The organism is Streptomyces sp. NPDC056144, assembly GCF_042264145.1.
Lineage (GTDB): Bacteria > Actinomycetota > Actinomycetes > Streptomycetales > Streptomycetaceae > Streptomyces.
In genome coordinates, this window is the sequence record NZ_JBHJVF010000001.1 from 84,190 (window position 1) to 106,947 (window position 22,758).

21 protein-coding genes are annotated in these 22,758 nt (G+C 74.8%); 14 read left to right on the forward strand and 7 right to left on the reverse strand.

What is annotated here, in order from left to right; all coding sequences use genetic code 11:
* Window positions 1-66: 66 nt before the first annotated feature.
* From ACFC0Z_RS00335 to ACFC0Z_RS00350, 4 genes are read left to right on the forward strand one after another with little or no spacing between them, the layout of a single operon-like run.
* Window positions 67-900 carry a M55 family metallopeptidase gene (locus ACFC0Z_RS00335; protein ID WP_376431135.1) on the forward strand — a complete coding sequence of 278 codons (834 nt, stop codon included), beginning with the start codon at window positions 67-69 and terminating at the stop codon, window positions 898-900.
* Window positions 893-2,257 (forward strand): M20/M25/M40 family metallo-hydrolase, encoded by a 1,365-nt coding sequence (locus ACFC0Z_RS00340; protein WP_376431137.1) that lies wholly within the window; start codon window positions 893-895, stop codon window positions 2,255-2,257. Before ACFC0Z_RS00335 ends, ACFC0Z_RS00340 begins: the two co-directional genes overlap by 8 nt.
* 43 nt (window positions 2,258-2,300) lie before the next feature.
* Window positions 2,301-4,313 carry a prolyl oligopeptidase family serine peptidase gene (locus ACFC0Z_RS00345; protein ID WP_376433388.1) on the forward strand — a complete coding sequence of 671 codons (2,013 nt, stop codon included), beginning with the start codon at window positions 2,301-2,303 and terminating at the stop codon, window positions 4,311-4,313.
* Complete coding sequence (locus ACFC0Z_RS00350; protein WP_376431139.1) at window positions 4,310-5,260, forward strand: LD-carboxypeptidase; 951 nt, start codon at window positions 4,310-4,312, stop codon at window positions 5,258-5,260. The genes ACFC0Z_RS00345 and ACFC0Z_RS00350 overlap by 4 nt, the downstream gene beginning before the upstream one ends.
* A 28-nt stretch (window positions 5,261-5,288) precedes the next feature.
* Here the strand turns inward: ACFC0Z_RS00350 and ACFC0Z_RS00355 are convergent, their stop codons facing one another.
* Together ACFC0Z_RS00355 and ACFC0Z_RS00360 are read right to left on the reverse strand one after the other, a co-directional pair.
* A complete protein-coding gene (locus ACFC0Z_RS00355) occupies window positions 5,289-6,377 on the reverse strand; it encodes an adenosine deaminase (protein WP_376431140.1) in 1,089 nt (362 codons plus the stop codon).
* 78 nt (window positions 6,378-6,455) lie between these two features.
* Window positions 6,456-7,226 carry a GntR family transcriptional regulator gene (locus ACFC0Z_RS00360; RefSeq protein ID WP_376431142.1) on the reverse strand — a complete coding sequence of 257 codons (771 nt, stop codon included), beginning with the start codon at window positions 7,224-7,226 and terminating at the stop codon, window positions 6,456-6,458.
* A gap of 181 nt (window positions 7,227-7,407) precedes the next feature.
* On the opposite strand from ACFC0Z_RS00360, the gene ACFC0Z_RS00365 reads away from it, so the two are divergent.
* From ACFC0Z_RS00365 to ACFC0Z_RS00375, 3 genes are all read left to right on the forward strand, one after another.
* Window positions 7,408-7,659 (forward strand): DUF1049 domain-containing protein, encoded by a 252-nt coding sequence (locus ACFC0Z_RS00365; RefSeq protein ID WP_376431144.1) that lies wholly within the window; start codon window positions 7,408-7,410, stop codon window positions 7,657-7,659.
* Window positions 7,656-8,006 carry a hypothetical protein gene (locus ACFC0Z_RS00370; protein WP_376431146.1) on the forward strand — a complete coding sequence of 117 codons (351 nt, stop codon included), beginning with the start codon at window positions 7,656-7,658 and terminating at the stop codon, window positions 8,004-8,006. The genes ACFC0Z_RS00365 and ACFC0Z_RS00370 overlap by 4 nt, the downstream gene beginning before the upstream one ends.
* A 103-nt stretch (window positions 8,007-8,109) precedes the next feature.
* Entirely contained in the window at window positions 8,110-8,673 is a 564-nt protein-coding gene (locus tag ACFC0Z_RS00375; RefSeq protein WP_376431148.1) for a GNAT family N-acetyltransferase, read from the forward strand.
* Window positions 8,674-8,675: 2 nt separating this feature from the next.
* On the opposite strand, the gene ACFC0Z_RS00380 is transcribed toward ACFC0Z_RS00375, so the two are convergent.
* Window positions 8,676-9,008 carry a DUF6204 family protein gene (locus ACFC0Z_RS00380; protein WP_376431150.1) on the reverse strand — a complete coding sequence of 111 codons (333 nt, stop codon included), beginning with the start codon at window positions 9,006-9,008 and terminating at the stop codon, window positions 8,676-8,678.
* A 143-nt stretch (window positions 9,009-9,151) separates the two neighbouring features.
* On the opposite strand from ACFC0Z_RS00380, the gene ACFC0Z_RS00385 reads away from it, so the two are divergent.
* Window positions 9,152-11,110 carry a DUF5107 domain-containing protein gene (locus tag ACFC0Z_RS00385; RefSeq protein ID WP_376431152.1) on the forward strand — a complete coding sequence of 653 codons (1,959 nt, stop codon included), beginning with the start codon at window positions 9,152-9,154 and terminating at the stop codon, window positions 11,108-11,110.
* A 366-nt stretch (window positions 11,111-11,476) separates the two neighbouring features.
* Here the strand turns inward: ACFC0Z_RS00385 and ACFC0Z_RS00390 are convergent, their stop codons facing one another.
* Together ACFC0Z_RS00390 and ACFC0Z_RS00395 are read right to left on the reverse strand one after the other, a co-directional pair.
* Complete coding sequence (locus ACFC0Z_RS00390; protein WP_376431154.1) at window positions 11,477-12,289, reverse strand: methyltransferase domain-containing protein; 813 nt, start codon at window positions 12,287-12,289, stop codon at window positions 11,477-11,479.
* Window positions 12,290-12,378: 89 nt separating this feature from the next.
* The gene (locus tag ACFC0Z_RS00395) at window positions 12,379-12,897 is read right to left on the reverse strand and encodes a GNAT family N-acetyltransferase (protein ID WP_376431156.1); all 519 of its coding nucleotides are present in this window, start codon (window positions 12,895-12,897) and stop codon (window positions 12,379-12,381) included.
* Between the two features lie 224 nt (window positions 12,898-13,121).
* Here ACFC0Z_RS00395 and ACFC0Z_RS00400 point away from each other — a divergent pair, with 224 nt between their 5' ends.
* From ACFC0Z_RS00400 to ACFC0Z_RS00410, 3 genes are all read left to right on the forward strand, one after another.
* Window positions 13,122-14,327 carry a sulfite oxidase gene (locus tag ACFC0Z_RS00400; protein ID WP_376431158.1) on the forward strand — a complete coding sequence of 402 codons (1,206 nt, stop codon included), beginning with the start codon at window positions 13,122-13,124 and terminating at the stop codon, window positions 14,325-14,327.
* A gap of 83 nt (window positions 14,328-14,410) precedes the next feature.
* A complete protein-coding gene (locus tag ACFC0Z_RS00405; protein WP_376431160.1) occupies window positions 14,411-15,643 on the forward strand; it encodes an aminotransferase class I/II-fold pyridoxal phosphate-dependent enzyme in 1,233 nt (410 codons plus the stop codon).
* 109 nt (window positions 15,644-15,752) lie between these two features.
* On the forward strand, window positions 15,753-16,829 hold the full coding sequence (locus tag ACFC0Z_RS00410; RefSeq protein WP_376431162.1) for an MBL fold metallo-hydrolase: 1,077 nt from the start codon (window positions 15,753-15,755) through the stop codon (window positions 16,827-16,829).
* Between the two features lie 11 nt (window positions 16,830-16,840).
* Here ACFC0Z_RS00410 and ACFC0Z_RS00415 read toward each other — a convergent pair whose 3' ends face one another.
* Both ACFC0Z_RS00415 and ACFC0Z_RS00420 read right to left on the reverse strand, forming a co-directional pair.
* On the reverse strand, window positions 16,841-17,539 hold the full coding sequence (locus ACFC0Z_RS00415; protein ID WP_376431164.1) for a DedA family protein: 699 nt from the start codon (window positions 17,537-17,539) through the stop codon (window positions 16,841-16,843).
* Entirely contained in the window at window positions 17,536-18,318 is a 783-nt protein-coding gene (locus ACFC0Z_RS00420) for an MBL fold metallo-hydrolase (RefSeq protein WP_376431166.1), read from the reverse strand. Before ACFC0Z_RS00420 ends, ACFC0Z_RS00415 begins: the two co-directional genes overlap by 4 nt.
* A gap of 157 nt (window positions 18,319-18,475) precedes the next feature.
* Here ACFC0Z_RS00420 and ACFC0Z_RS00425 point away from each other — a divergent pair, with 157 nt between their 5' ends.
* The 3 genes from ACFC0Z_RS00425 to ACFC0Z_RS00435 all read left to right on the forward strand — a co-directional run bounded on the left by ACFC0Z_RS00425 (window position 18,476) and on the right by ACFC0Z_RS00435 (window position 22,662).
* A complete protein-coding gene (locus ACFC0Z_RS00425; protein ID WP_376431168.1) occupies window positions 18,476-18,880 on the forward strand; it encodes a hypothetical protein in 405 nt (134 codons plus the stop codon).
* 236 nt (window positions 18,881-19,116) lie between these two features.
* Complete coding sequence (locus ACFC0Z_RS00430) at window positions 19,117-21,207, forward strand: phage holin family protein (protein ID WP_376433390.1); 2,091 nt, start codon at window positions 19,117-19,119, stop codon at window positions 21,205-21,207.
* A gap of 66 nt (window positions 21,208-21,273) precedes the next feature.
* Window positions 21,274-22,662 (forward strand): amino acid permease, encoded by a 1,389-nt coding sequence (locus ACFC0Z_RS00435; RefSeq protein ID WP_376431170.1) that lies wholly within the window; start codon window positions 21,274-21,276, stop codon window positions 22,660-22,662.
* Window positions 22,663-22,758: the final 96 nt, after the last annotated feature.

The window sequence follows — 22,758 nt, forward strand, 5'->3', positions numbered from 1 at the left end:
GTCCACTCCAACGGCGGTTATCCACAGGGGTGGTAGGGGTGCCGGGCGGCGCGTACGGTGCCAGGCATGAAGATCCTCATCAGCGCCGACATGGAGGGCGCGACCGGTGTGACCTGGCCCGCCGACGTGCTGCCGGGCACGCCGCAGTGGGAGCGGTGCCGTGCCATGTTCACGTCCGACGTGAACGCGGCCGTGCAGGGCTTCTTCGACGGCGGGGCCGACGAGGTGCTGATCAACGAGGCGCACTGGACCATGCGGAACCTGCTCCTGGAGCGGCTCGACGAGCGGGTCGAGATGCTCACCGGGCGGCACAAGGCGCTGTCGATGGTCGAGGGCGTGCAGCACGGGGACGTCGACGGGATCGCGTTCGTCGGGTACCACACGGGCGCCGGCGCGGAGGGCGTCCTCGCGCACACGTACCTCGCGAACTCGATCACCGGCGTGTGGCTGAACGGTGAGCGGGCGAGCGAGGGCGTGCTCAACGCGCACGTCGTGGCGGAGTACGGGGTGCCGGTCATCCTCGTCACCGGCGACGACCTGACCTGCGAGGACGCTCTCGGGTACGCGCCCGAGGCCCGCAAGGTCGCCGTCAAGGACCACGTCTCGCGGTACGCGGCCGTGTGCCGGACCCCGGCGCGGACCGCCGCCGACATCAGGGCGGCGGCCAAGGACGCGACCTCGCTCGCCGTGCGGCACGAGCCGGTCCGCGGCGGCCCGTTCACCGTCGAGGTGGAGTTCGACGCGGACCACCTGGGCGCCGCCGCCACGGTGGTTCCCGGGGTCGTGCGGAGCGGCGAGCGGCGCGTGTCGTACGTCGGAGGGACGATGTACGAGGCAATTCGCACGTTCAAGGCGGTCACGACCATCGTCTCGGCCGCGGTGGAGGAGCAGTATGGCTGACGAGATCCGGGGTCCCGACCTCACGGGTTCCGACCCCACGGCCCCCGACGCGGCGGCGCTCGACGAGGTGGTGACGTTCACCTCCGAGCTCATCCGCATCGACACCACCAACCGGGGCGACGGCGACTGCCGCGAGCGGCCGGCCGCCGAGTACGTCGCCGAGCGGCTCGCCGCCGCCGGGATCGAACCCACGCTCCTGGAGCGGACCCCGGGCCGGACGAACGTCGTGGCCCGCATCCCCGGCACCGACCCCTCGGCCGACGCGCTCCTCGTCCACGGCCACCTCGACGTGGTCCCCGCCGACCCCGCCGAGTGGAGCGTGCACCCCTTCTCCGGGGAGATCCGCGACGGGCTCGTGTGGGGGCGCGGCGCCGTCGACATGAAGAACATGGACGCGATGGTCCTGGCCGTCGTCCGCTCCTGGGCCCGGCAGGGCGTCCGGCCGCGCCGCGACGTCGTCCTCGCCTTCACCGCCGACGAGGAGGCCAGCGCCGAGGACGGCTCCGGCTTCCTCGCCGACCGGCACGCCGCCCTCTTCGAAGGGTGCACGGAGGGCATCAGCGAGTCCGGGGCGTTCAGCTTCCACCCGCAGCCCGACACGCGGATCTACCCGATCGCGGCGGGGGAGCGCGGCACCGCCTGGCTCAAGCTGACCGCCCGGGGCCGCGCCGGTCACGGCTCCAAGGTGAACCACGCCAACGCGGTGACCCGGCTCGCCGCCGCCGTCGCCCGGATCGGCTCGCACACCTGGCCCGTCCGCCTCACCACCACCGTCCGCGCCGCCCTCACCGAGCTCGCCGCGCTCTACGGGATCGACGTGGACACCCGCGCGCCCGACCTCGACGTCGAGCTCCTCCTCGACAAGCTCGGCCCCGCCGCAGCGCTCGTCGAGTCCACCGTCCGCAACAGCGCGAACCCGACGATGCTGTCCTCCGGGTACAAGGTCAACGTCATCCCGGGCGAGGCCGTCGCCTACATCGACGGCCGGACCCTGCCCGGCGGGGACGCCGAGTTCGCCGCGACCATGGACCTGCTCACCGGGCCCGACGTGGAGTGGGAGTACCACCACCGCGAGGTCTCCCTCGAAGCCCCCGTCGACTCGCCCACCTTCGCCAAGCTCAGGGCCGCCGTCGAGCGCTTCGACCCGGACGGGCACGTCGTGCCCTTCACCATGTCCGGCGGCACCGACGCCAAGCAGTTCTCCCGGCTCGGCATCACCGGATACGGCTTCTCGCCGCTCCGGCTGCCGCCCGGACTCGACTACGGGGCGCTCTTCCACGGCGTCGACGAACGCGTCCCCGTGGACGCGCTGCACTTCGGCGTCCGGGTGCTCGACCACTATCTGAAGTCCGCGTAGGACCGGGACCGTGACAGGGGGAGCGGGGATGGCCGCGACCATGATGAAGAGGACCGCCCCGTACGGGAGCTGGCCCTCACCCGTCGACGCGGCCCTCGCCGCCGCTCACGACGGCCGCCCCGAGTACGTGGGGGCCGTCGGCGACGAGCTGTGGTGGACCGCGCCCCGCCCGGACGAGGGCGGCAGACGCGCCCTCGTCCGGCGGCGCGCCGACGGCACCGAGGAGTCCGTCCTCCCCGCGCCGTGGAACGTCCGCAGCAGGCTCGTCGAGTACGGCGGACAGCCCTGGGCCGCTTCGCCGCGCGCCGAGGGCGGACCGCTCGTGGTCTTCTGCCACTTCCCCGACCAGCGGTTGTACGTGTACGAGCCCGGGGCCGGCGGGGGAGACGGGCCCGGCGCCGCGCCCCGGCCGCTCACGCCCGTCTCCGCCGTCGGCGGCGGGCTGCGCTGGGTCGACCCGGTGGTCCACCCGGACCGGGACGAGGTGTGGTGCGTCCTGGAGGAGTTCACCGGGCCCGCGCCGACCGACGTGCGCCGGGTCCTCGTCGCCGTGCCGCTCGACGGCTCGGCCGCCGGGGACCGCGCGGCCGTGCGGGAGCTCTCCGACGGCCGGCACCGGTTCGTCACCGGTCCCCGGCTCTCGCCCGACGGGCGCCGGGCGGCCTGGATCGCCTGGGACCATCCCCGTATGCCCTGGGACGGCACCGAGCTGCGGCTCGCCGAGGTCGGCCCCGACGGCACGTTCGCGCGGGAGCGGACCGTCGCCGGCGGGCCCGAGGAGTCGATCCCCCAGGTCGCCTGGGACGCCCGGGGGCGGCTGCTCTTCGCGAGCGACCGGACGGGCTGGTGGAACCTCTACCGGGCGGAGCCCGGGGAGGCTGTGGGACTGGCGGAACCCGTCGCGCTGTGCCCGCGCGAGGAGGAGTTCGCCGGGCCGCTCTGGAAGATCGGGCTCACCTGGTTCGCGCCGCTGGACGACGGGCTGATCGCCGTCGTCCACGGCAAGGGCACCACCGCCCTCGGCATCCTCGACCCCGAGACCGGCACGCTCGCCGACGCGGCCGGGCCCTGGACCGAGTGGGCCTCCACCCTCGCCGTGCGGGACACCCGGGTCGTCGGCGTCGCCGCGTCGCCGCGCGGCTCCTACGAACTCGTCGAGCTCGACACCGGCACCGGCCACGCGCGCGTGGTCGCCGCCGCCCACGCGGACGCCGTCGACCCCGCGTACTACCCCGCACCCCACGAGCGCGTCTTCACCGGCCCCGGCGGGCGCGAGATCCACGCGCAGGTCCACCCGCCGCACCACCCCGCCTTCACCGGCCCCACCGACGAACGCCCGCCCTACGTCATCTGGGCCCACGGCGGCCCCACCGGGCACGCGCCGCTCGTCCTGGACCTGGAGATCGCGTACTTCACCTCGCGCGGCATCGGCGTCGCCGAGGTCAACTACGGCGGCTCGACCGGCTACGGCCGGGAGTACCGGGACCGGCTGCGCGAGCGGTGGGGCGTCGTCGACGTCGAGGACTGCGCCGCCGTCGCGGCGGCCCTCGCCGCCGAGGGCACCGCCGACCCGGCGCGGCTCGCGGTGCGCGGCGGCAGCGCGGGCGGCTGGACGACCGCGGCGTCCCTCGTCGCCACGGACGTGTACGCCTGCGGCACGATCATCTATCCCGTCCTCGACCTCCTCGGCTGGGCCACCGACGAGACCCACGACTTCGAGTCCCAGTACCTCCACGGCCTGATCGGCCCCCTCGACGAGGTGCCCGAGCGCTACCGGGAGCGGTCCCCGATCGAGCACGTCGACCGGATCACCACCCCGTTCGTGCTGCTCCAGGGGCTCGACGACGTGATCTGCCCGCCCGCGCAGGCCGAGCGCTTCCTCGCCAGGATGGCGGGGCGGGGCGTTCCGCACGCCTACCTCGGCTTCGAGGGGGAGGGGCACGGCTTCCGGCGGGCCGACACGATGATCCGGGCTCTGGAGGCCGAACTCGCCCTGTACGTCAGGACCTTCGGTCTCGACCGGACGGACGTGCCCGCACTGGAGCTGCGGACATGACCCCGGCGGAAGCGGTCGTCATGGAACCCCTGACGCGGGCCGCGCGGCTCCGGCCGGGCGCGCGCGTCGCCGTCGTCGCGCCGAGCGGGCCCGTACCCGAGGAGCGGCTCGCGGCGGGGCTCGCCGTCCTGCGCCGCTGGGGCCTGGAGCCGGTCGTCGCCCCGCACGTCCGCGACACCCACCCGACCCTCGGCTATCTCGCGGGCGCCGACGAGGCGAGGGCCCGGGAGCTGACGGAGGCCTGGTGCGACCCGACGGTCTCCGCCGTCCTCTGCGCGCGCGGCGGCTACGGGGCCCAGCGGATGGTCGATCTCCTCGACTGGCCGGCGATCCGGGCGGCCGGACCCAAGGTGTTCGTCGGGTACAGCGACATCACCGCCCTCCACGAGGCCTTCGCCCTGCGCACGGGCCTGGCCACGCTCCACGGGCCGATGGTCGCGGCCGGCACCTTCCTGGTGGACGCCCGCACTCAGGAGTCGCTGCGCGCGACCCTCTTCGAGCCGGAGTCGGTACGGACCCTCGGCCTGGAGACGGCCCGGGCGCTGGCCCCCGGGCGGGCCCGGGGCGTCACCTTCGGCGGCTGCGTCAGTCTGCTCGCCGCCGACCTCGGCACCCCGGCCGGCAGGGCCTCGGCGCGCGGCGGGCTGCTGCTCGTCGAGGACGTGGGGGAGGAGCCGTACCGGCTCGACCGCGTCCTCACCCAGCTGCTGAGATCGGGCCTGCTCGACGGGGTGACGGGCATTGGCCTGGGCTCGTGGGAGGAGTGCGGTCCGTACGAGGAGGTGCGGGCGGTCCTCGTGGACCGGCTCGGCGGCCTCGGCGTGCCCGTCGTCGAGGAGCTGGGCTTCGGCCACTGCCGGACGGCGCTGACCGTGCCGCTGGGGGTGCCCGGCGTCCTCGACGCGGAGACGGGCACCCTCACCCTCGACGTACCGGCCCTGGTGTGAACCCGGGCCGGATGCGCACCGGGGCCGGTCAGAGAGCGGCGTAGCCCGGGCGGACGACCTCGTCGATCAGGCGCCGGCGCTCGGGGAGCGGCAGGAACGCGGCCTCCAGGGCGGCGACCGTGAACTCCTCGAACACCTCGGGGCCGTACCCGAAGGCGTCCACCATGTGCTGGAACTCCTCGCTCATGGTGGTGCCCGAGACCAGACGGTTGTCGGTGTTGAGCGTGACGCGGAAGCCGAGGCGGCGCAGCTCGTCGATCGGGTGCGAGGCGTAGTCCTTCGCGGCGCCCGTCTGGAGGTTGGAGGTCGGGCAGACCTCCAGGGCGATGCCGTTGTCGCGGACGTACGAGGCGAGGCGGCCCAGCGTGCCGTCCTCGGCGATGTCGTCGGTGATCCGCACGCCGTGGCCGATGCGCTCGGAGCCGCAGACCTGCACGGCCTCGTGGATCGACTCCGCGCCGACGGCCTCGCCCGCGTGGATCGTGAAGTGGCAGTTCTCCCGCTTCAGGTGCTGGAAGGCGGGGAGGTGGCGGGCCGGCGGGTTGCCGATCTCGCCGCCGGCGATGTCGAAGCCGGCCACGCCGTTGTCCCGGTGCGCGACGGTGAGCCGCGCGATCTCCAGGGAGCGGTCGGTGTGGCGCATGCCGGTGAGGAGCGTCCGGACCGTGATCCGGCCGCCGGTGCGGCGCTCGCCCTCGCGGAAGCCCTCGTTGACCGCCTCGACGACCTCGTCGAGGGTCAGGCCGCCTTCGAGGTGCTGCTCGGGGGCGTAGCGGATCTCGGCGTAGACGACGCCGTCCGCGGCGAGGTCCTCGGCGCACTCGGCCGCGATGCGCGTGAGCGCCTCGCGGGTCTGCATCACCGCGCAGGTGTGGGCGAAGGTCTCCAGGTACCGCTCCAGGGAGCCGGAGTCGGCGGCGTCCCGGAACCAGACCGCGAGCGCGGCCGGGTCCTCGGTCGGGAGCGCGGTGTAGCCCACCTCGCGCGCCAGTTCGACGATGGTCGCGGGACGCAGGCCGCCGTCGAGGTGGTCGTGGAGGACGGCCTTGGGGGCGCGGCGGATCCACTCGGAGACGGTGGGGGCGACATGCGCGGCAGGGTTGTCAGACAAGTGCATGGCGGGGAAGTGTACGCCACACCCGGACCGCACGCTGTGACGGCCCTGACAGGGGCGGGCCGAGGTCCTCGGCGCCGCTCAGTGGGACTGGAGGACCGGCAGGGCCGGGGCGCCCGTCGGGAGCATGTGCTTCGCGGCCAGGACCGGGACGTCCCCGACCCGTACGACCTGGGTGACCAGGACCGCCGGGGTGTCCGCCGGGCGGCCGAGCTGCTCGCCGCGCCGCCGCCCGAGCAGCGTCGCGGTGATGCCGCTGTGCGCGCTCAGCGCGGTCTCGCGGGAGGCGCCGACGAGCACCGAGAGCATCGAGACGGCGGGGGCGGGCCCCGCAGGGGCCGTGGACTCCGCCGCGCTCCGCAGGGCGCGGGCGAACTCCGGGTGCGCCCGGTCCAGGACGTCGTCCGCCGCCGCCCACTCGTGGCTGAGGGCCGCGGCCGTGCCCTCCCCGGTCAGCACGGTCTCCCAGAACCGCAGCTCGGCGCGGGCCGGGGCCAGCAGGTGCTGGGTGGTGAAGTCGGTGGGCTCCTCGACCGTCCGGAGCAGCGCCCGGACGCGCAGCGGGCCGCCCGTGCCGATCAGCTCCTCCAGCGGCTGGACGTGCTCGAAGCCGCGGCGCGGCGGCCGGTCGTTGACGGTCCGGCCTACCCCGCGCCGCACGGAGAGCAGGCCGTCCTCCTGGAGCAGCAGCAGCGCCTCGCGCAGCGCGGGCCGGCTCACGCCCAGTTCGGCGGCGAGCTTCGGCTCGGAGGGGAGCGTCGAACCGGGCGGGTAGGTGCCGTCGTGGACGGCGTCCGCGATCCGCTCGTAGAGCGCCACGACCGGCCGTCGCCGCTGCCCGCTGACCGTCACGGCCGTCTCCTCGCCTCTCGCTGTGCGGCTCTCCGCCCGGTGCCGGGCGGTGTCCGGCCCCCACCGTAACCGGCCTCGTTGTCTGACAAGTCACCCGTACGGCTCTGCTCACCGTCACGGTGGGGCCTCACGCGCCCCATTCTGGTCCCAAGCCGGCACGACCGAGGAGAGGGTGGGTCCCATGAGTCCCAAGCAGAAGTCCGGGGCGCCAGGAGGGGGCACCTCGCGGTTCAGCGGAGCCTTCACCCCGGGGCGGATCGCCATGATCGCGCTCGCCGTCCTCACGCTGGTCTTCATCTTCGAGAACACCCGCGAGGTCAAGATCCGGATCCTGATCCCCGAAGTGTCCATGCCGCTCTACATGGCGCTGCTCGCGACCGCCCTCCTCGGCGCCGCCTGCGGCTACTACTTCGCGGCCCGGAGGCGCAAGTGAGGCGGGCCGCCTTCGTCGGCGCGGGCGCCGTCCTGGCACTCGCCGCCGTAGCCGTCGGCTCGGTCGAGGAGCCCGCCGTGCCGGGCATGCCGATACCGGCCCGCCCGATGCCTGACCTGCTCGACGTGCCGCTGTGGCGGGTCTTCACCCGGCTGCCGCGCCGCACCCGCCTCGACGTCCACGACGCGAGCGGCCGGGACCGGCGCGTGGTGTGGCCGTCGAACTGGCGGGTGTGCACGCAGTACCCGGCCGCCGGTACGGGCGTGGGCCGCCGCGCCACCGCCGTGATCGGAGTCGTACGCAAGGGCGAGAGCTGCCCGCCGCGGGTCCGCACCGCCCGGCGCTGACCGACCCCGGCCCAGGACGTGGAAGGCGAGGCCGGGCGGCTGGGCCCCGCCGTCTCCCGCAGCCCCCTGACCGGCCTCGGTGGTCGCGTCCTACTCTGAGGCCATGCCCGACGACCACGGACGCTTCCTCGCCACCGGGCCCCGCGTGGGCCTGCGGCCGTTCTCCCCGGACGACGCCGAGGAGTTCACCGCCCGCGCCCGCGAGAGCCGCGAGCTCCACCGGCCGTGGCTCTACCCGCCGTGCACCCCCGAGGCGTACGCCGCGTACGCGGGCGCGCTGACCGGGGATCCCGCGCGCGCCGGATTCCTCGTGTGCGAGCACACGGGGTACGGGGACGGCGGGCGCATCGCCGGGTTCGTCAACATCAACAACATCGTCCGCGGCGCCTTCCGCAGCGGAGCCCTGGGCTACGGCGCCTTCGCGCACGCCGCCGGGCGCGGGCTCCTCGGCGAGGCCCTCGGGCTCGTCCTCGCGTACGCCTTCGGGCCCCTGGAGCTGCACCGCCTGGAGGCGAACATCCAGCCCGGCAACGCCGCCTCCCGCGCGCTCGTCCAGCGTGCCGGCTTCCGTCTGGAGGGGTTCTCGCCCGCCATGCTGTTCATCGACGGGGCCTGGCGGGACCACGAGCGCTGGGCCATCACCGCGCCGGACGACCCCGCCGGGTGACCTCAGCGCTTGTAGTTGATCTTCATCGTGTCGAGGTCGGTCACCGTCGACCGCAGCGCCTTGTACCCGTGACCGAGCGCCCGCAGGGCGTTCTCCACCCGCTCCTCCGCGAGCGCGCCCGCCATCTCGTCGCCGTCCGCCGCGTCCGAGACGACCACGAGCCGGTACGAGAAGTGCTTGAGCGTCCGGTCGTAGGCGAGCGAGCCCTCCTCCGTGAACTGCATCGCGGCGAGGCCGTGGTCCTCCACCTCGGCGAGCAGCCGCGTCCGGCTCTCCTCCGACAGGCCGTCGAAGGTGCCGCGCACGATGACCCTGTAGGTGTGCTGCGTGCTCATGTCCCGTACTCCCGTGGTGCTCCCGGAGGCCGCCCCGGCGGCGGCCGACCCTCCACCCTAGGACGGCTCCGCCGACGGGGCCCGCGATTTTCCGGCCGGTAGAACCCCTGGTCACGGCAGGCCCCGCCGTGTTCCATGGGTGGATGACGACCGTACGACGTGCCGTACTGACGCTGCCCGCGGCCCCTCTGGGCCCGGACAACCCCCTGCCCGCCCTGCGGACCCACGACGGTACGCACGCGGTCGACCCGGCGACCCTCGCCGGACTCCCGCGCGACATGGCCCGGAACCTCGGACGGGCGCCCCTCCGCAGCCTCCTTCCCGCCCCCGTGCGCGACGGGTACGGACGTGAGCGCACGCCCACCGGTCTCGACGCGATCGTCATCGAGAACGACCGGCTCCGCGCCACCGTCCTCCCGGGGCTCGGCGGCCGGGTCCACTCCCTCCACCACAAGCCCACGGGGCGCGAACTCCTCTACCGCAACCCGGTGTTCCAGCCCGCCGCCTTCGCCCTCAACGGCGCCTGGTTCTCCGGTGGCATCGAGTGGAACATCGGAGCCACCGGCCACACCACCCTCTCCTGCTCGCCGCTCCACGCGGCCCTCGTCCCCGCCCCCGACGGCGGCCCGATGCTCCGCCTCTGGGAGTGGGAGCGGCTGCGCGACCTGCCCTTCCAGGTCGACCTGTGGCTCCCCGAGGGCTCCGACTTCCTCCGCGTCGGCGTCCGGATCCGCAACCCGCACGAGCGCCCGGCACCCGTCTACTGGTGGTCCAACATCGCCGTACCCGAGGACCGCCGTGTCGTCGTTCCGGCGGACGCCGCCTGGCACCACGGCTACGAACGCGGCCTGCGCCACGCGCCCTTCCCCGTGGCGGAGGACGGCGGGGCCGACCGGTCGTACCCGCGCACCGCCGAGCACGCCGCCGACTGGTTCCACGACCTGCCCGACGGGCAGCGCCGCTGGATCGCCGCCCTCGACGCCGACGGCACCGGCCTCGTCCAGGCCTCCACCGACCACCTGCGCGGACGCAAGCTCTTCGTCTGGGGCGGCGGCTGCGGCGGCCGCCGCTGGCAGGAGTGGCTCACCGAACCCGGCACCCCCGGCTACGCCGAGATGCAGGCGGGCCTCGCCCGCACGCAGCTGGAGCACCTGGAGCTGCCGGGCGAGGAGGAGTTCAGCTGGATGGAGGCGTACGGACCGGTGGCCGCCGATCCCGCGACGGCGCTCGGCGAGGACTGGGCGGCGGCCCGTACGGCCGTTGAGGACGGGCTCGCGCGGGCGTTGCCGCGCGCCGAGGTCGACGCGGCGTACGAGGCGTGGCGCGCGCACGCGGCCGACGCCGAACCCGGGGACGTCCTCGCCGAGGGATCGGGCTGGGGAGCCCTCGAAGTCCTGCGCGGACGGTACGAGTTGCCCGGCACCCCCTTCCCGGAGTCGATGCTCGGACCCGAACAGGCGCCCTGGCGCGTCCTGTTGGAGGCCGGAGTCCTGCCCGCACCGGAGAAGGGCGCGCCGCCCGGACCGCCCCTGGTCTCCGCGCCCTGGCGGGACATGCTGGAGACCGCCCCCGCCGACCCCTCCACCGAGTACCACCTCGGCATCGCCCAGTGGCACGCCGACGACCGCGCGCAGGCGGTACGGAGCTGGGAGCGCGGCCTGCGCGAGGCAGCCGTGCGCTGGCCCCTGCTGTACTGCCTGGCGGTCGCCGACCGCGAGGACGGGCACCCGGTACGGGCCGCCGAGCGGTTCGCCGAGGCCTTCGCCGACCACGCCGACCGCGCGGGCGAGAACCAGGTGGTCGCCGCCGCGCTCGGACGCGAGACGCTCACCGCCCTGCTGGCCGCCGGGCGCCCCGGCCGGGCGCGGGAGGTGTGGGCCCGGCTGCCAGAGGCGGTGCGGGCGCGGGGTGCCTTCCGGCTCCTCGAAGCGCGGCTCCTGCTCGCCGAGCGGCGGACGGCGGAAGCCCGCGCCGTCTTCGACGCGGGCTTCGAGGTCGCGGACCTCCGCGAGGGGGCCGAGACCATCGGTGACCTCTGGGCAGAAATTACCGATGAACTCCTGCCGTATGCCTACGAGTTCAGGATGCGTCCGTCGAGCTGACGGGCAGTACGCTGGACGGGGCGACCCGCAGGAGGGGGAGGCGGCGGACATGGCGGCTTGGGCGACGGCCGAGTGCCGGTGCGGACACCCGCGCTTCCGTCACACGGAGCCCCGCTTCTCGGGCCCGTGCGGCGCCTGCCTCTGCGAGACGTTCGCCCTGCCGCCCCCGCCCCCGGGGTACTTCGACCCCGACCCCGCGTCGTCCGAGCCGGAACCCACTCCCCATCCGAGCTGTCCGCTCCAGGATCCGTACTGCAACGGATTCCACGACTTCTCCTGACGGGGTCGGGGCCGGGAGGGTCAGGCCGGGAGGCAGTCCGTCCGAGAGTCCGAGAGTCCGAGAGTCCGAGAGTCCGAGAAGGGCCGTCAGGACACCCGGCACAGGATCTCGCCGTGCGGGACCATGAACCACGCGTCCTCCTGGCCGCCCCACTCCCGCCACGCCTCGGCGATCGCCGCCAGCTCGTCGGCGGTCGTGTGGCCGCCGGAGACGGCCAGCTCCGCGTAGGACGAGGCGACCGTCCGGTCCGCCCACAGGCCGCTCCACCAGGCCCGCTCCTCGGGGGTCGCGTAGCACCACGTGCCGGCCGTCGTCGTGATGTCGGTGAAGCCCGCCTTCCGTGCCCAGGCGAACAGCCGCCGCCCGGCGTCCGGTTCGCCGCCGTTGGCGCGCGCGACCCGGTGGTACAGGTCCAGCCACCCGTCCAGGGCGGGCCGTTCGGGATACCAGGTGAAGGCCCCGTAGTCGCTGTCGCGGGCGGCGACGACCCCGCCGGGGCGGCACACACGCCGCATCTCGCGCAGCGCCTGGACCGGGTCGCCGACGTGCTGGAGCACCTGGTGGGCGTGGACCACGTCGAAGGAGTCGTCGGGGAAGTCCAGGGCGTGGACGTCCGCGACCGCGAACTCGACGTTCTTCAGGCCGCGTTCGTCCGCGACGGCCCGAGCCTTCTCCAGGACGTCCTCGGCGGCGTCCACCGCGACCACCCGGCCCGGCGCCACCAGGGCGGCCAGGTCGGCGGTGATCGTGCCGGGACCGCAGCCCACGTCCAGGACGTCGAGCCCCGGGCGCAGCTCGGGCACCAGGTAGGCCGCCGAGTTGGCGGCGGTCCGCCAGCTGTGCGACCGCAGGACGGACTCGTGGTGGCCGTGGGTGTAGGTGGCGGTCTCGTGGGTCATCGGACGACTCCCTCGGTGTGGGTGCGTGCCTCCACCGTACGCACTTTCGCCGCATAGTGAGACCTGAGTCTTGCGATGTGGACATCGGCTCAGGTGAACAGTGCCGTCCCGTAACGGAGTTCCTCCAGCTCCCTCCCGCCCGTGACGTCCCATGCCGACGCGCCGTCCGGTCGCCACCCAGCCGCCTCGTAGAACCGCCGGGCCCGCGCGTTCCCCGCGAACACCCACAGCGCCGCCGTCCGGAACCCGGCCGCCCGGAGGGCGTCGGCGGACGCGGCGAGCAGCTCGCGGCCCACACCCGTGCCCCACGCCTCCGGCAGGGCGTACAGCGCCGACAGCTCGGCGGTGGTCGAGGGGTCCAGGTCCTCGCCCGGCCAGGGGCGGAAGCAGGAGAAGGCCACGACCCGCCCGCCGGGATCCGTCGCGAGCAGCACGGTGGGCCGGTCGGGCGCCGAGAGCCGCGCGCGCCACGCGGTGGCCCGCTCGTCCGGGTCGAGACCGGCCAGGTAGGCGGCGGGGAGCAGGTCCCGGTAGGCGGCGCGCCAGGACAGGACGTGGACGGCGGCGAGCTCGGCGGCGTCCTCGGGAATCGCTTCACGTATCGACATGCCGCATTCTGGCCCGCCGGGCTCCGCGACCGCCTCCGCGTTTCGGCCGCCTCCGCATCCGGCCGCCTCCGTGCTCCGGCCGCCTCCGCGTTCCGGCCGGCGCGCGTCGGTCTGGCGCTCCCTCGTGTGACAACACCATGAACGGGCCGCCCAAACCCTCTTCTTGAGCCCTCCGCTTCCCTAGGATCGGCCCGCCGCCCCCCCTGAACCGTCCGAGGAGTTCCGTGCCGTACTCGCCCGCGCCCGACCGCCGTACCCTCCTGAAGCTGCTCGCCGCGGGTCCGGCGCTCTCCGCACTCGGCGGGATCGCCACGGCCCCGGCGGCCTCCGCGGCCACAGGGGCCGCCGCCCCCGGCATCCTCAAGCCCCTCCCGCCCGAGTGGTTCACCGTCCGCGGCACCAACGCCGAGGCCCGCTTCGACGCCTTCGCGGACACCGGATTCCACACCCCCAACGAGCGCTTCTTCGTCCGCAACCACACCTCCACCCCCGTCCTCGACGCCGCCGACTGGCGCCTCACCCTCTGGGGCGACGGCCTCCACGGCCGCGACCCGGTCCACTTCACGTACGGACAGCTCCGCGACCTGCCCTCCGTCACCCGTACGGCCCTGATCGAGTGCGCCGGAAACGGCCGCAGCTTCTACGCGACCCAGCAGGGCGAGCCCGCCACCGGCACCGCCTGGACGCTCGGAGCCGTCGGCGCCGCACGCTGGCGCGGGGTGCGCCTCTCCGACGTGCTGCTCCGCGCCGGGATCGCGGGCGACGCCGTTGACCTCCTGCCGCGCGGCCTGGACGACCCGTACGTCTCCGGCGGTGTCGACTTCGGCCGGGTCCGCCGCCCGCTGCCGGTCGCCAAGGCCTTCGACGACGTGCTCCTCGCGTACGAGATGAACGGCGAGCCCCTCCCGTACGACCACGGCCACCCGGTCCGGCTCGTCGTGCCGAACTGGGTGGGGATCTCGTCGATCAAGTGGCTCGGCGACATCGAGGTGTCCACCCGCCCGCTGACCTCGCCCTGGACCACGGACTGGTACCGCCTCTTCGGCCCCGCCCACCCGCCCGGCGGCAGCGCGCCGCTCACGCTCCAGACGGTCAAGTCGGGGTACGAGCTCCCCTTCGGCGCCACCCTCGAAGCCGGACGGCTCCACTGGCTCACCGGGCGCGCCTGGTCCGCCCACGCCCCCGTCCGCAGGGTCGAGGTCTCCGTCGACGGCGGAGAGCACTGGCGGCCGGCCCGGCTCCTCGACACCCCCCGGAGGGGCGGCTGGGTCCGCTGGACCGTGCCGTGGCTCCCGCACCGCACCGGCCCCGCCACCCTGCTCTCGCGGACCACCGACGCGGCCGGGAACACCCAGCCGGAGCGGGCCGTCCACAACACGCAGGGCTACCTCTTCAACGCCGTCGTGCGTCACCCGATCACCGTCGCCTGAAGCGGCGGAACCACACGAATCTTCGTATAAAGGGCACGGGGGTGCCCGCCCGGCGCCCCCGTGCGCTCATGGAGGTACGGGAGATGCGGCAGACGGCCCCGGACGGCCGTGGGCCGGTGCGGTACGGACCGCCCGCGCCCGACAGCGGCCTGCCCGTCCTTCCCGGACTCGCCGCCCTCCTCGCCGCGGCCGCCGGCCGCGCCACCGCCGAACCGCCCGGCGGCGGTCCCGTCCTGCGCGAGGCGGCCTCCGGGTACTGGTGGCGCAGGGGGCTGCGGTCCCACGCCGAGGACGTGGTCGCCGCCCCCGGCGCGCCCGCCCTCCTCCTCGCCCTGATCGCCGCCCACGGCGGCGACGTGCTCATGCCCCGGCCCTGTCCCGCCTGGTGGGCCCCGCAGGTACGCCTCCTCGGCCGTCCGGCCTACCACGTGCCGACCCCCGCCGAATGCGGCGGCGTCCCCGACCCGTACGCCCTCCTGGAGACCGTCCGGCGGGTCCGTGCCGAGGGCGGCGACCCCCGCGTCCTGCTGCTGTCCGTCGCCGACGACCCGACCGCCACCGTCGCCCCGCCCGAACTCGTCCGCGAGGCCTGCGAAGCGGCCGTCGCCGAGGGGCTGCACGTCGTCAGCGACGAGACCTGGCGCGACACCCTCCACCACCCGCAGGACACCGTGCTCCTCAGCCCCGCCGAGATGTGCCCGGACGACGTCACCGTCCTCGCCGACCTGTCCGGCGCGCTCACCCCGGCCGCCTGGCCCTGCGCCGTCGCCCGCTTCCCGCCCACCGGCCCGTCCCGCGCCGACCGCTGGACCGACCGCAGGGCCCGGACCCTCGACGTGCTCACCGCCCTCGGCGCCGTCGTCACCGGACCCGTCGCCCCCGCCGCCGCGCACGCCCTCGACGAACCCGAGGACGTCACCGTACGCGCCGGGCGGGCCGCCGCCGTCCACGGCCGGATCGCCGCCGCCGCGCACCGCGCCGTCCTCGCCGCCGGGGCGCTGTCCCGGCCCCCGCAGGCCGGCCGCCATCTGTACGTCGACCTCGGGCCGTTGCGCGCGGGACTCGCCGCCTGCGGCGTCACCGACTCCCTGGAGCTGGAGAACCACCTCACCCACCGCCTGGGCGCCCCCGCCCCCGGCGGCCACCGCTTCGGCGACGAACTCGGCGCCCTGCGCGTCCGGTTCGGTACGCGGATGTTCCTCGGCGCCGGCGAGGAGCAGCGAGCCGAGACCCTGGCGGCCCGGAACCCCGAGGAACTCCCGCACGTGGAGCGGGCGTTGGAGGACTTCGCCGGAGCCCTGGAGGAGCTCCGGTGAACCCGGCCGCGCGACCGCCGACACGGACCCCGACCACCCGCCGACGCCCCGAGTCCCGCCGGTCACGACCCGGTGATCCCGCGCGAGCCGCGCAGAACGGAGCCCGCAGATGACCGAACCCACGGCACCCCCCGCTCCGGTGGTCACCTCGGCGACCGCCCAGGACGCCCAGGACGCCTCCGCCGTCCAGGCCGCCCCGACCGCCCCCGCGCCTCCCTTCTCCACCCTCCAACCCGTCGGCCGGCTCCGCGCCGACTGGCCCCGGACCTTCGCCGACCGGCTCACCGCGCCGCTCCCCGGCGTCGGCGCGATGGCCCGCCTCGCCCGCGAGGGCGCCGTACGCCCCCGCCCCGAAGGGCTCCGCGACGTCCCCCTGCTCCCCTTCGAGCCGGGCCCGATGCCCGCCGCCGGAACCGACACGCTCGCCGTCACCTGGGCGGGGCACGCCAGTTGGGTCCTGCGGATCGGCGGACTCACCGTCCTCACCGACCCGGTCTGGTCCCGCCGCATCTTCGGCACCCCCGCCCGGCTCACCCCGGTGGGCGTCCGCTGGGAGGACCTGCCGCCCGTCGACGCCGTCGTCATCAGCCACAACCACTTCGACCACCTCGACGCCCCCACCCTCAGACGACTGCCCCGTTCCACGGCGGTGTTCGTGCCCGCAGGGCTCGGACGGTGGTTCGTCCGACGGGGGTTCACCCGTGTCACCGAGCTCGACTGGTGGGAGGCGGCCGAACTCGACGGCGTGCGCTTCGACTTCGTCCCCGCGCACCACTGGTCCAAGCGGACCCTCTGGGACACCTGCCGCTCCCTGTGGGGCGGCTGGGTGCTCACCGATCCGGCCGGCCGTCGCGTCCACTTCGCCGGGGACACCGGCTACGGCCACTGGTTCGGGGAGATCGGCCGCCGCTTCCCCGGCATCGACCTTTCGCTGCTGCCGATCGGCGCCTACGACCCGCGCTGGTGGCTCAGCGACGTCCACACCGACCCGGAGGAGGCCGTCCGGGCCCACCAGGACCTCGGCGCGCGCCGCATGGCCCCCATGCACTGGGCCACCTTCGTCCTCTCCTCCGAGCCCGTCCTCGAACCCCTCACCCGGGTCAGGGCCGCCTGGGAGAAGGCCGGGCTGCCCCGCGAGGACCTGTGGGACCTCCCGGTCGGCGGCTCACGGGTCCTGGTGCCCTGACGGGCGGAACCTCACGGGTGCTCGCGCCCTGAGGGACGCGACACCTTCGCCGCCTTCGCCGCGCCGGCCGCCACCGCGTCGGACGTCCCCCGCAGCCGCCGCCACAGCGCGGGGACCACGCTGACCAGCGCCGTGAGCCCGATCGCCGCCACGACCCCCTGCCAGGGCTCGGGGAAGAGCGAGCCGCCCAGGATCCCGATCAGCTGGTACGTCGCCGCCCACGCCAGGCACGCCACGACGTCGCCCCGGGCGAAGCGCCGCAGCGGCATCTCCGCGAGCAGGCACGCCAGCATCACGGGGATCCGGCCGGCGGGGACGAGCCGGGACAGGACGAGCACCGACATGTGGTGGGTGTCGAGCCGCTCCTGCGCCTGCGCGAGCCGCTCCGGCGTCACCCGGCCCTTCAGCGCGCCCAGCCACCGCGAGCCGCTCTGCGAGTGCACCCCGCGCTGCCCGAGCCAGTACAGCGCCATGTCGCCGAGGAACGCGGCGGACGCCGACACGAGGAAGACCCAGAGCAGCGAGAAGGGCGAGGACTGGTGGAACGCGACCACGGCCGCCGTGCTGACGATCGCGCCCGTCGGCACCACCGGGACCAGCGCGCCGAGCGTCACGAGCAGGAACAACGACGGGTAGCCGACGGCCTGTTGCGTCGACTCCGGCGGAAGGTCCCGGACCGCGGCGGTGAATCCCGTGAGGCCTTGGCTCACTTGGCGACCTCCGGACGCACCCGCTCGCCGTGGCCGAGCAGATGCACCGCGACCTTCGGCGCGAGCGCCGCCGCGTGCCGGACGAACTCGTCGCCGGGCGCGTGGAACTCGTGCGGCCTGATCCCGTCCATGCCGATCGGCCAGTACGTGCCGTAGTGCACCGGCACCGCCGCGGCGGGGGAGAGCGCGGCGAGCGCCTGCGCCGCCCGGCCCGCGTCCAGGTGGCCCTGACCGAGGTACGGGCCCCAGCCGCCCACCGGGAGCAGCGCCACGTCCACCGGACCCACGTCCTCGGCCATGCTGTCGAAGAGACCGGTGTCCCCGGCGAAGTACGTCCGCGCCTCGCCCTCGACCACGTACCCCAGGGCGGGGGAGCGGTGCGGCCCGACCGGCAGGCGGCGGCCGTCGTGGAACGCCGGCACGGCCCGTACCGTCACGCCCTCCACCGTCACCTCGTCGCCCGGCCCCACCTCGGTGAGCCGCAGCCCGGCGGTCGTCCCGAGCCTGCGCAGCCCCGGTACGGCGGCGGGGGCGCCGAGCGGCACGAGGACCCTGGTCCCCGGCGCGAGCCGGGCCAGCGAGGGCAGGTGCAGGTGGTCGGCGTGCAGGTGCGAGACGAGGACGGCCTCGGCGCGGGTGGCGTCGGCGGGCGGCAGCGCGCCGCGCCGCCGCCGCAGGTGCGCGAGCCGCCGCGTGAACAGCGGGTCGGTGAGGAAGCGGACCCCGGAGTCCTCGACCGTGCAGGTCGCGTGACCCCACCAGGTGACCTCCACCGGCATGCCGCCGCCCCCGCTTCCCGGTCCTCGGACCTCGTCGTACCGCCTCGGCGGCCGGGCGCGATGTCCGCGCTCGTGCCGTACCTCCCCCACGAGGGTAAATGTCCGGAGCGCGCTCCGGAGGATGTTCGGCCGTGCCGAAGCCCAGTAGGGTCCATCCATGGACGACGTTCGGGTGGCGGCGATCGCCAGCCTCACCCCGCTCGAAGAGCTCGACACCGATCCCTTCCTGGTCGACACGCGCGGCCAGCACGACATGTGCGCCCGCTGGGCCCGCGACAAGGGGTACGTACTCGCCCGCCAACTGCTCTTCTACGGCATCCGCCCCGACCACGCGGCCCTGTGGTCCGACGTGGAGGAGGGGGCGGTGGACCTGTTCGTGGCCGCCAACGAGCGGGTCCTCGCCCGCGCGTTGACCTCCGTCGAGGGCTTCCGCGCGGAGTGCGAGCGGCGCGGGGTGCGCCTGGAGACGGCCTCCCTGGACGAACCGGCGTACGACGGGCGGGCGAGAGCGGGCGTGCACCGGCGCCTCTCCATGCCGACGGCCGGATACGACGGCTGCTGACGTGCCCGTACGGCCGTCGGCGCATTCCCACCGGCGGATCCGCGCGAACCGGCGGCGGATCCGCACGAACCCGCCCCCGACCTGACACACCCGGGCCCTCCCCGGGTATCCCTTTCTCGGCCTGATCGTGGGCGTTGTGCCACGCTTGGGGCAGGAAACGGGCGAAAGGTGCATGGGGCGTGGGAGACGGGCGATGGGGTGGCGCCGGCCGCTGGGGTACCGCGGGCAGAGCGGTGATGCGGATGATCGTGGTGTGGGCGGTGTCGACGCTCACGATGCTCGTCCTCGCCGCGCTCCTCCCCGACTTCCAGCTCCAGTCCGCCGACGGCGACAGCCTCACCCGCACCGCGCTCACCGCGGCCGCCGCCGCCGGGGTCTTCGGTGTGCTCAGCGCGCTCGTCTGGCCGCTGATCGTCCGGGCCCTGCTCCTCGTCCCGGCGCTCGTCCTCGGCCTGTTGGTGTTCTTCCTCAACGGCTCGCTGCTGCTCGTCGCCCTCTGGCTGATCCCGGACGGGCGCGGCGTCGCCGACCCGCAGACCGCCGTGGTGGTCGCCGCCGTCATGTCGGCCGTCGCCTCCGCCACCTCCACCGCGCTCGCCGTCCGCGACGACGACGCCTACAGCCGCCGCCTCTACCGCCTCACGGGCCGCACCCGCCCCCGCGCCGCCGACGACGCCCCCGAGGCCGACCCCGGCACCGTCTTCCTCCAGCTCGACGGCGTCGGCCACCACGTCCTGCGCACCGCCGTCGCCGACGGGCTCATGCCCACCGTCGCCGAGTGGATCGACGCGGGCCACCGGCTCACGCCCTGGCGCACCGACTGGTCGAGCCAGACCGGCGCGAGCCAGCTCGGCATCCTGCACGGCTCCAACGAGGACGTGCCGGCCTTCCGCTGGTACGAGAAGGACACCGGCCGCCTCATGGTGTCGAACCGCCCGGCCAGCGCCGTGGAGCTCCAGCGCCGGGCCGTGGCCCGCACCGGGAGCGGCGGCCTGCTGACGTACGACGGGGCCTCCCGCGGCAACCTCTTCAGCGGCGGCGCCGACCAGCTGGCCCTCGTCCTGTCGATGGCCGCCCGGCGCGGCCGCCGCAACCGCTCGCGCGCCGGGTACTTCGCGTACTTCTCCGACCCGGCCAACGCCGTCCGCACGGCGGGCTCGCTCGTCACCGAGATCGTCCGCGAGATGCGCCAGTCGACCCGGGCCCTCGTGCGCCGCGACAAGCCCCGGGTCTCGCGCGGCGGCCTGTACCCCTTCGTCCGGGCCTTCGCCACGGTCGTCGAGCGGGACGTCGTCGTCGCGGCCGTGATGGGGGACATGCTCGCCGGACGCACCGCCGTCTACGCCGACCTCGTCGCGTACGACGAGGTGGCCCACCACTCGGGGCCGCACGGCCGCGACACCGACCAGGTCCTGAGCCGCATGGACCGGGCCGTCGCGCTGATCGCGACCGTCGCCGAGCACGCCCCGAGGCCGTACCGGATCGTGCTCCTCTCCGACCACGGCCAGAGCCCGGGGGAGACCTTCGAGTCGGCGTACGGCCTCTCCCTCAAGGAGCTCGTACGGGCCGGGTGCGGGCTCCCCGTGCCGCGCCGCGTCGGCCGCACCCGCAGCGGTTCCGAGGCGCGGGACGCGGCCAGGGACGCGCTGCGCAGCGCGCTCCACCGGCCGCTCGACAAGCGCGGCGAGAAGGGGCGCGAGCTGCCGTCCAAGCCGTCCGAGCCGATCGTCCTCGCCTCGGGCAACCTCGGCCTGATCTCCTTCCCCGACGTGCCGCACCGGCTGACCCGCGAGGAGATCGACCGGCGGCACCCGGCCCTCCTGCGGACCCTCGCCCACCATCCCGGGGTCGGTTTCGTGCTCGTGGCGAGCGAGGAGCACGGCTCGGTGGTGCTCGCCCGCGACGGCGTGGAGGTGCCGGTCGCCGAGCTCACGGACGAGGGGCCGATGGCACTCTTCGGACGGGGCGCGGCGGAGGCCGTGCGCCGCACGGACGGCTTCCCGCACGTCGCGGACATCATGGTCAACTCGATGTACGACCCCGCCACCGGCACCGTGCATGCCTTCGAGGAGCAGATCGGCTCCCATGGTGGGCTCGGCGGCGAGCAGTCCCACCCCTTCCTGCTGTCGCCGCCCGAGCTGTCGGCGCCGGTGGAGGCGGGGGAGGAGCTGGTGGGGGCGGAGCGGATCCACCGGGTGCTGCGGCGGTGGCTGCGGGAGTCGGCGGGGCGGGGCCCGCAGGTGCCGCTGGAGATTTCACCGCCGGGACGCGATGCGGAATCATTTCTTCCGGTTGATGAGCCGTCCGCACGGGACAATACGCACTGATTTGGCCGCCTGTTCGCCCTTACCGGACGATGGTCCGGATTTGCACGACGGAAGGCGCACCACCCGATGAGCACGGCCGGCACGAAGACGACGGAGAGCGGACCCGAAGGGCCCGCGGGCGGCTCCGACCCGACCCCCGCCAGCAAGCACGCCCGCAGCTTCGGCCTCCCGGTCGCGACCGCCCTGGTCGTCGGCAACATCATCGGCGGCGGCATCTTCCTGCTGCCCGCCTCCGTCGCCCCGTACGGCACCATCAGCCTCGTCGCCTTCGGCATCCTCACCCTCGGCGCCATCGCCCTGGCGCTCGTCTTCGGCCGCCTCGCCCGGCGCCTCCCGATGACCGGCGGACCGTACGTCTACGCCCGCGAGGCCTTCGGCGACTTCGCCGGATTCCTCGCGGCCTGGTCCTACTGGATCACCACCTGGGTCTCCAACGCGGCCCTCGCCGTCGCCGCCGTCGGCTACCTCGACGTCCTGATCCCGGTCCACGAGTCGAAGACCGCGACGATCACCGCCGCGCTCCTGCTCCAGTGGCTCCCCGCGCTCGCCAACCTCGCGGGCACCCGGTACGTGGGGGCCGTGCAGCTCGTCTCGACCGTGCTCAAGTTCGTCCCGCTGCTGCTCGTCGCCGTCGGCGGGCTCTTCTTCTTCGACAGCGCCAACCTCGGGCCCTTCCAGGCCACCGACGGCAGCGCCCTCGGCGCGATCTCGGCCTCCGCCGCGATCCTGCTCTTCAGCTACCTCGGCGTCGAGTCCGCGGCCGTCAGCGCGGGCGAGGTCCGCGACCCGCGCCGCAACGTCGGCCGCGCGACCATCCTCGGCACGCTCGGCGCCGCCGTGATCTACCTCCTCGGCACGCTGTCCGTCTTCGGCACCGTCCCGCACGACCAGCTCGTCGGCTCCACCGCCCCCTTCTCCGACGCCGTGAACGTCATGTTCGGCGGCTCCTGGGGCGGGACGGCCATCGCCTGCATGGCCCTCGTCTCCATGGTCGGCGCGCTCAACGGCTGGACGCTGCTCAGCGCCCAGACCCCGTACGCCGCCGCCCGCGACGGCCTCTTCCCGAAGGTCTTCACCCGCAAGCGGCGCGGGGTCCCGACGGTCGGCGTCGCCGTGACCGTCGTCCTCGCCTCGCTCCTGACGGTCTACAACTACACGGCGGGCACGCAGGGCGTCTTCGAGATGCTCGTCCTGGTCACCACCTTCACGGCCACGGTCCCGTACCTCCTCTCGACCGCCGCGCAGATCTACTTCCTCCTCTCCGGCCAGTCCGACCGCGTCCAGGGCACCCGCCTCGCCCGCGACGCCGCTCTGGCCCTCGCCGCGTTCGGCTTCTCCCTCTGGCTGGTCGCGGGCTCCGGCTACGCGGCCGTCTACCAGGGCGTGCTGTTCCTCTTCGCGGGCGTGCTGATCTACGCGTGGATGTCGGCCCGCAAGCAGCGCGCGGCGGCCTGACCGCCGAGGCGGTGAATCACGGGCCCGGCGTGTAGGCCGCACGGGCGGATCTGCCCCTCCGGGCGGCCTATCGGTGTCCCGGCGGGGCAGGACGGA

Bases quoted from the DNA above. Each gene is read 5' to 3' on its own strand.
- ACFC0Z_RS00350 (WP_376431139.1), top strand. From the start codon at position 4,310: ATGACCCCGGCGGAAGCGGTCGTCATGGAACCCCTGACGCGGGCCGCG.
- ACFC0Z_RS00335 (WP_376431135.1), top strand. From the start codon at position 67: ATGAAGATCCTCATCAGCGCCGACATGGAGGGCGCGACCGGTGTGACC.
- ACFC0Z_RS00430 (WP_376433390.1), top strand. From the start codon at position 19,117: ATGCGGATGATCGTGGTGTGGGCGGTGTCGACGCTCACGATGCTCGTC.
- ACFC0Z_RS00355 (WP_376431140.1), bottom strand. From the start codon at position 6,377: ATGCACTTGTCTGACAACCCTGCCGCGCATGTCGCCCCCACCGTCTCC.
- ACFC0Z_RS00390 (WP_376431154.1), bottom strand. From the start codon at position 12,289: ATGACCCACGAGACCGCCACCTACACCCACGGCCACCACGAGTCCGTC.
- ACFC0Z_RS00405 (WP_376431160.1), top strand. From the start codon at position 14,411: ATGCGGCAGACGGCCCCGGACGGCCGTGGGCCGGTGCGGTACGGACCG.
- ACFC0Z_RS00395 (WP_376431156.1), bottom strand. From the start codon at position 12,897: ATGTCGATACGTGAAGCGATTCCCGAGGACGCCGCCGAGCTCGCCGCC.
- ACFC0Z_RS00410 (WP_376431162.1), top strand. From the start codon at position 15,753: ATGACCGAACCCACGGCACCCCCCGCTCCGGTGGTCACCTCGGCGACC.
- ACFC0Z_RS00375 (WP_376431148.1), top strand. From the start codon at position 8,110: ATGCCCGACGACCACGGACGCTTCCTCGCCACCGGGCCCCGCGTGGGC.
- ACFC0Z_RS00435 (WP_376431170.1), top strand. From the start codon at position 21,274: ATGAGCACGGCCGGCACGAAGACGACGGAGAGCGGACCCGAAGGGCCC.
- ACFC0Z_RS00365 (WP_376431144.1), top strand. From the start codon at position 7,408: ATGAGTCCCAAGCAGAAGTCCGGGGCGCCAGGAGGGGGCACCTCGCGG.
- ACFC0Z_RS00425 (WP_376431168.1), top strand. From the start codon at position 18,476: ATGGACGACGTTCGGGTGGCGGCGATCGCCAGCCTCACCCCGCTCGAA.
- ACFC0Z_RS00420 (WP_376431166.1), bottom strand. From the start codon at position 18,318: ATGCCGGTGGAGGTCACCTGGTGGGGTCACGCGACCTGCACGGTCGAG.
- ACFC0Z_RS00345 (WP_376433388.1), top strand. From the start codon at position 2,301: ATGAAGAGGACCGCCCCGTACGGGAGCTGGCCCTCACCCGTCGACGCG.
- ACFC0Z_RS00385 (WP_376431152.1), top strand. From the start codon at position 9,152: ATGACGACCGTACGACGTGCCGTACTGACGCTGCCCGCGGCCCCTCTG.
- ACFC0Z_RS00380 (WP_376431150.1), bottom strand. From the start codon at position 9,008: ATGAGCACGCAGCACACCTACAGGGTCATCGTGCGCGGCACCTTCGAC.
- ACFC0Z_RS00340 (WP_376431137.1), top strand. From the start codon at position 893: ATGGCTGACGAGATCCGGGGTCCCGACCTCACGGGTTCCGACCCCACG.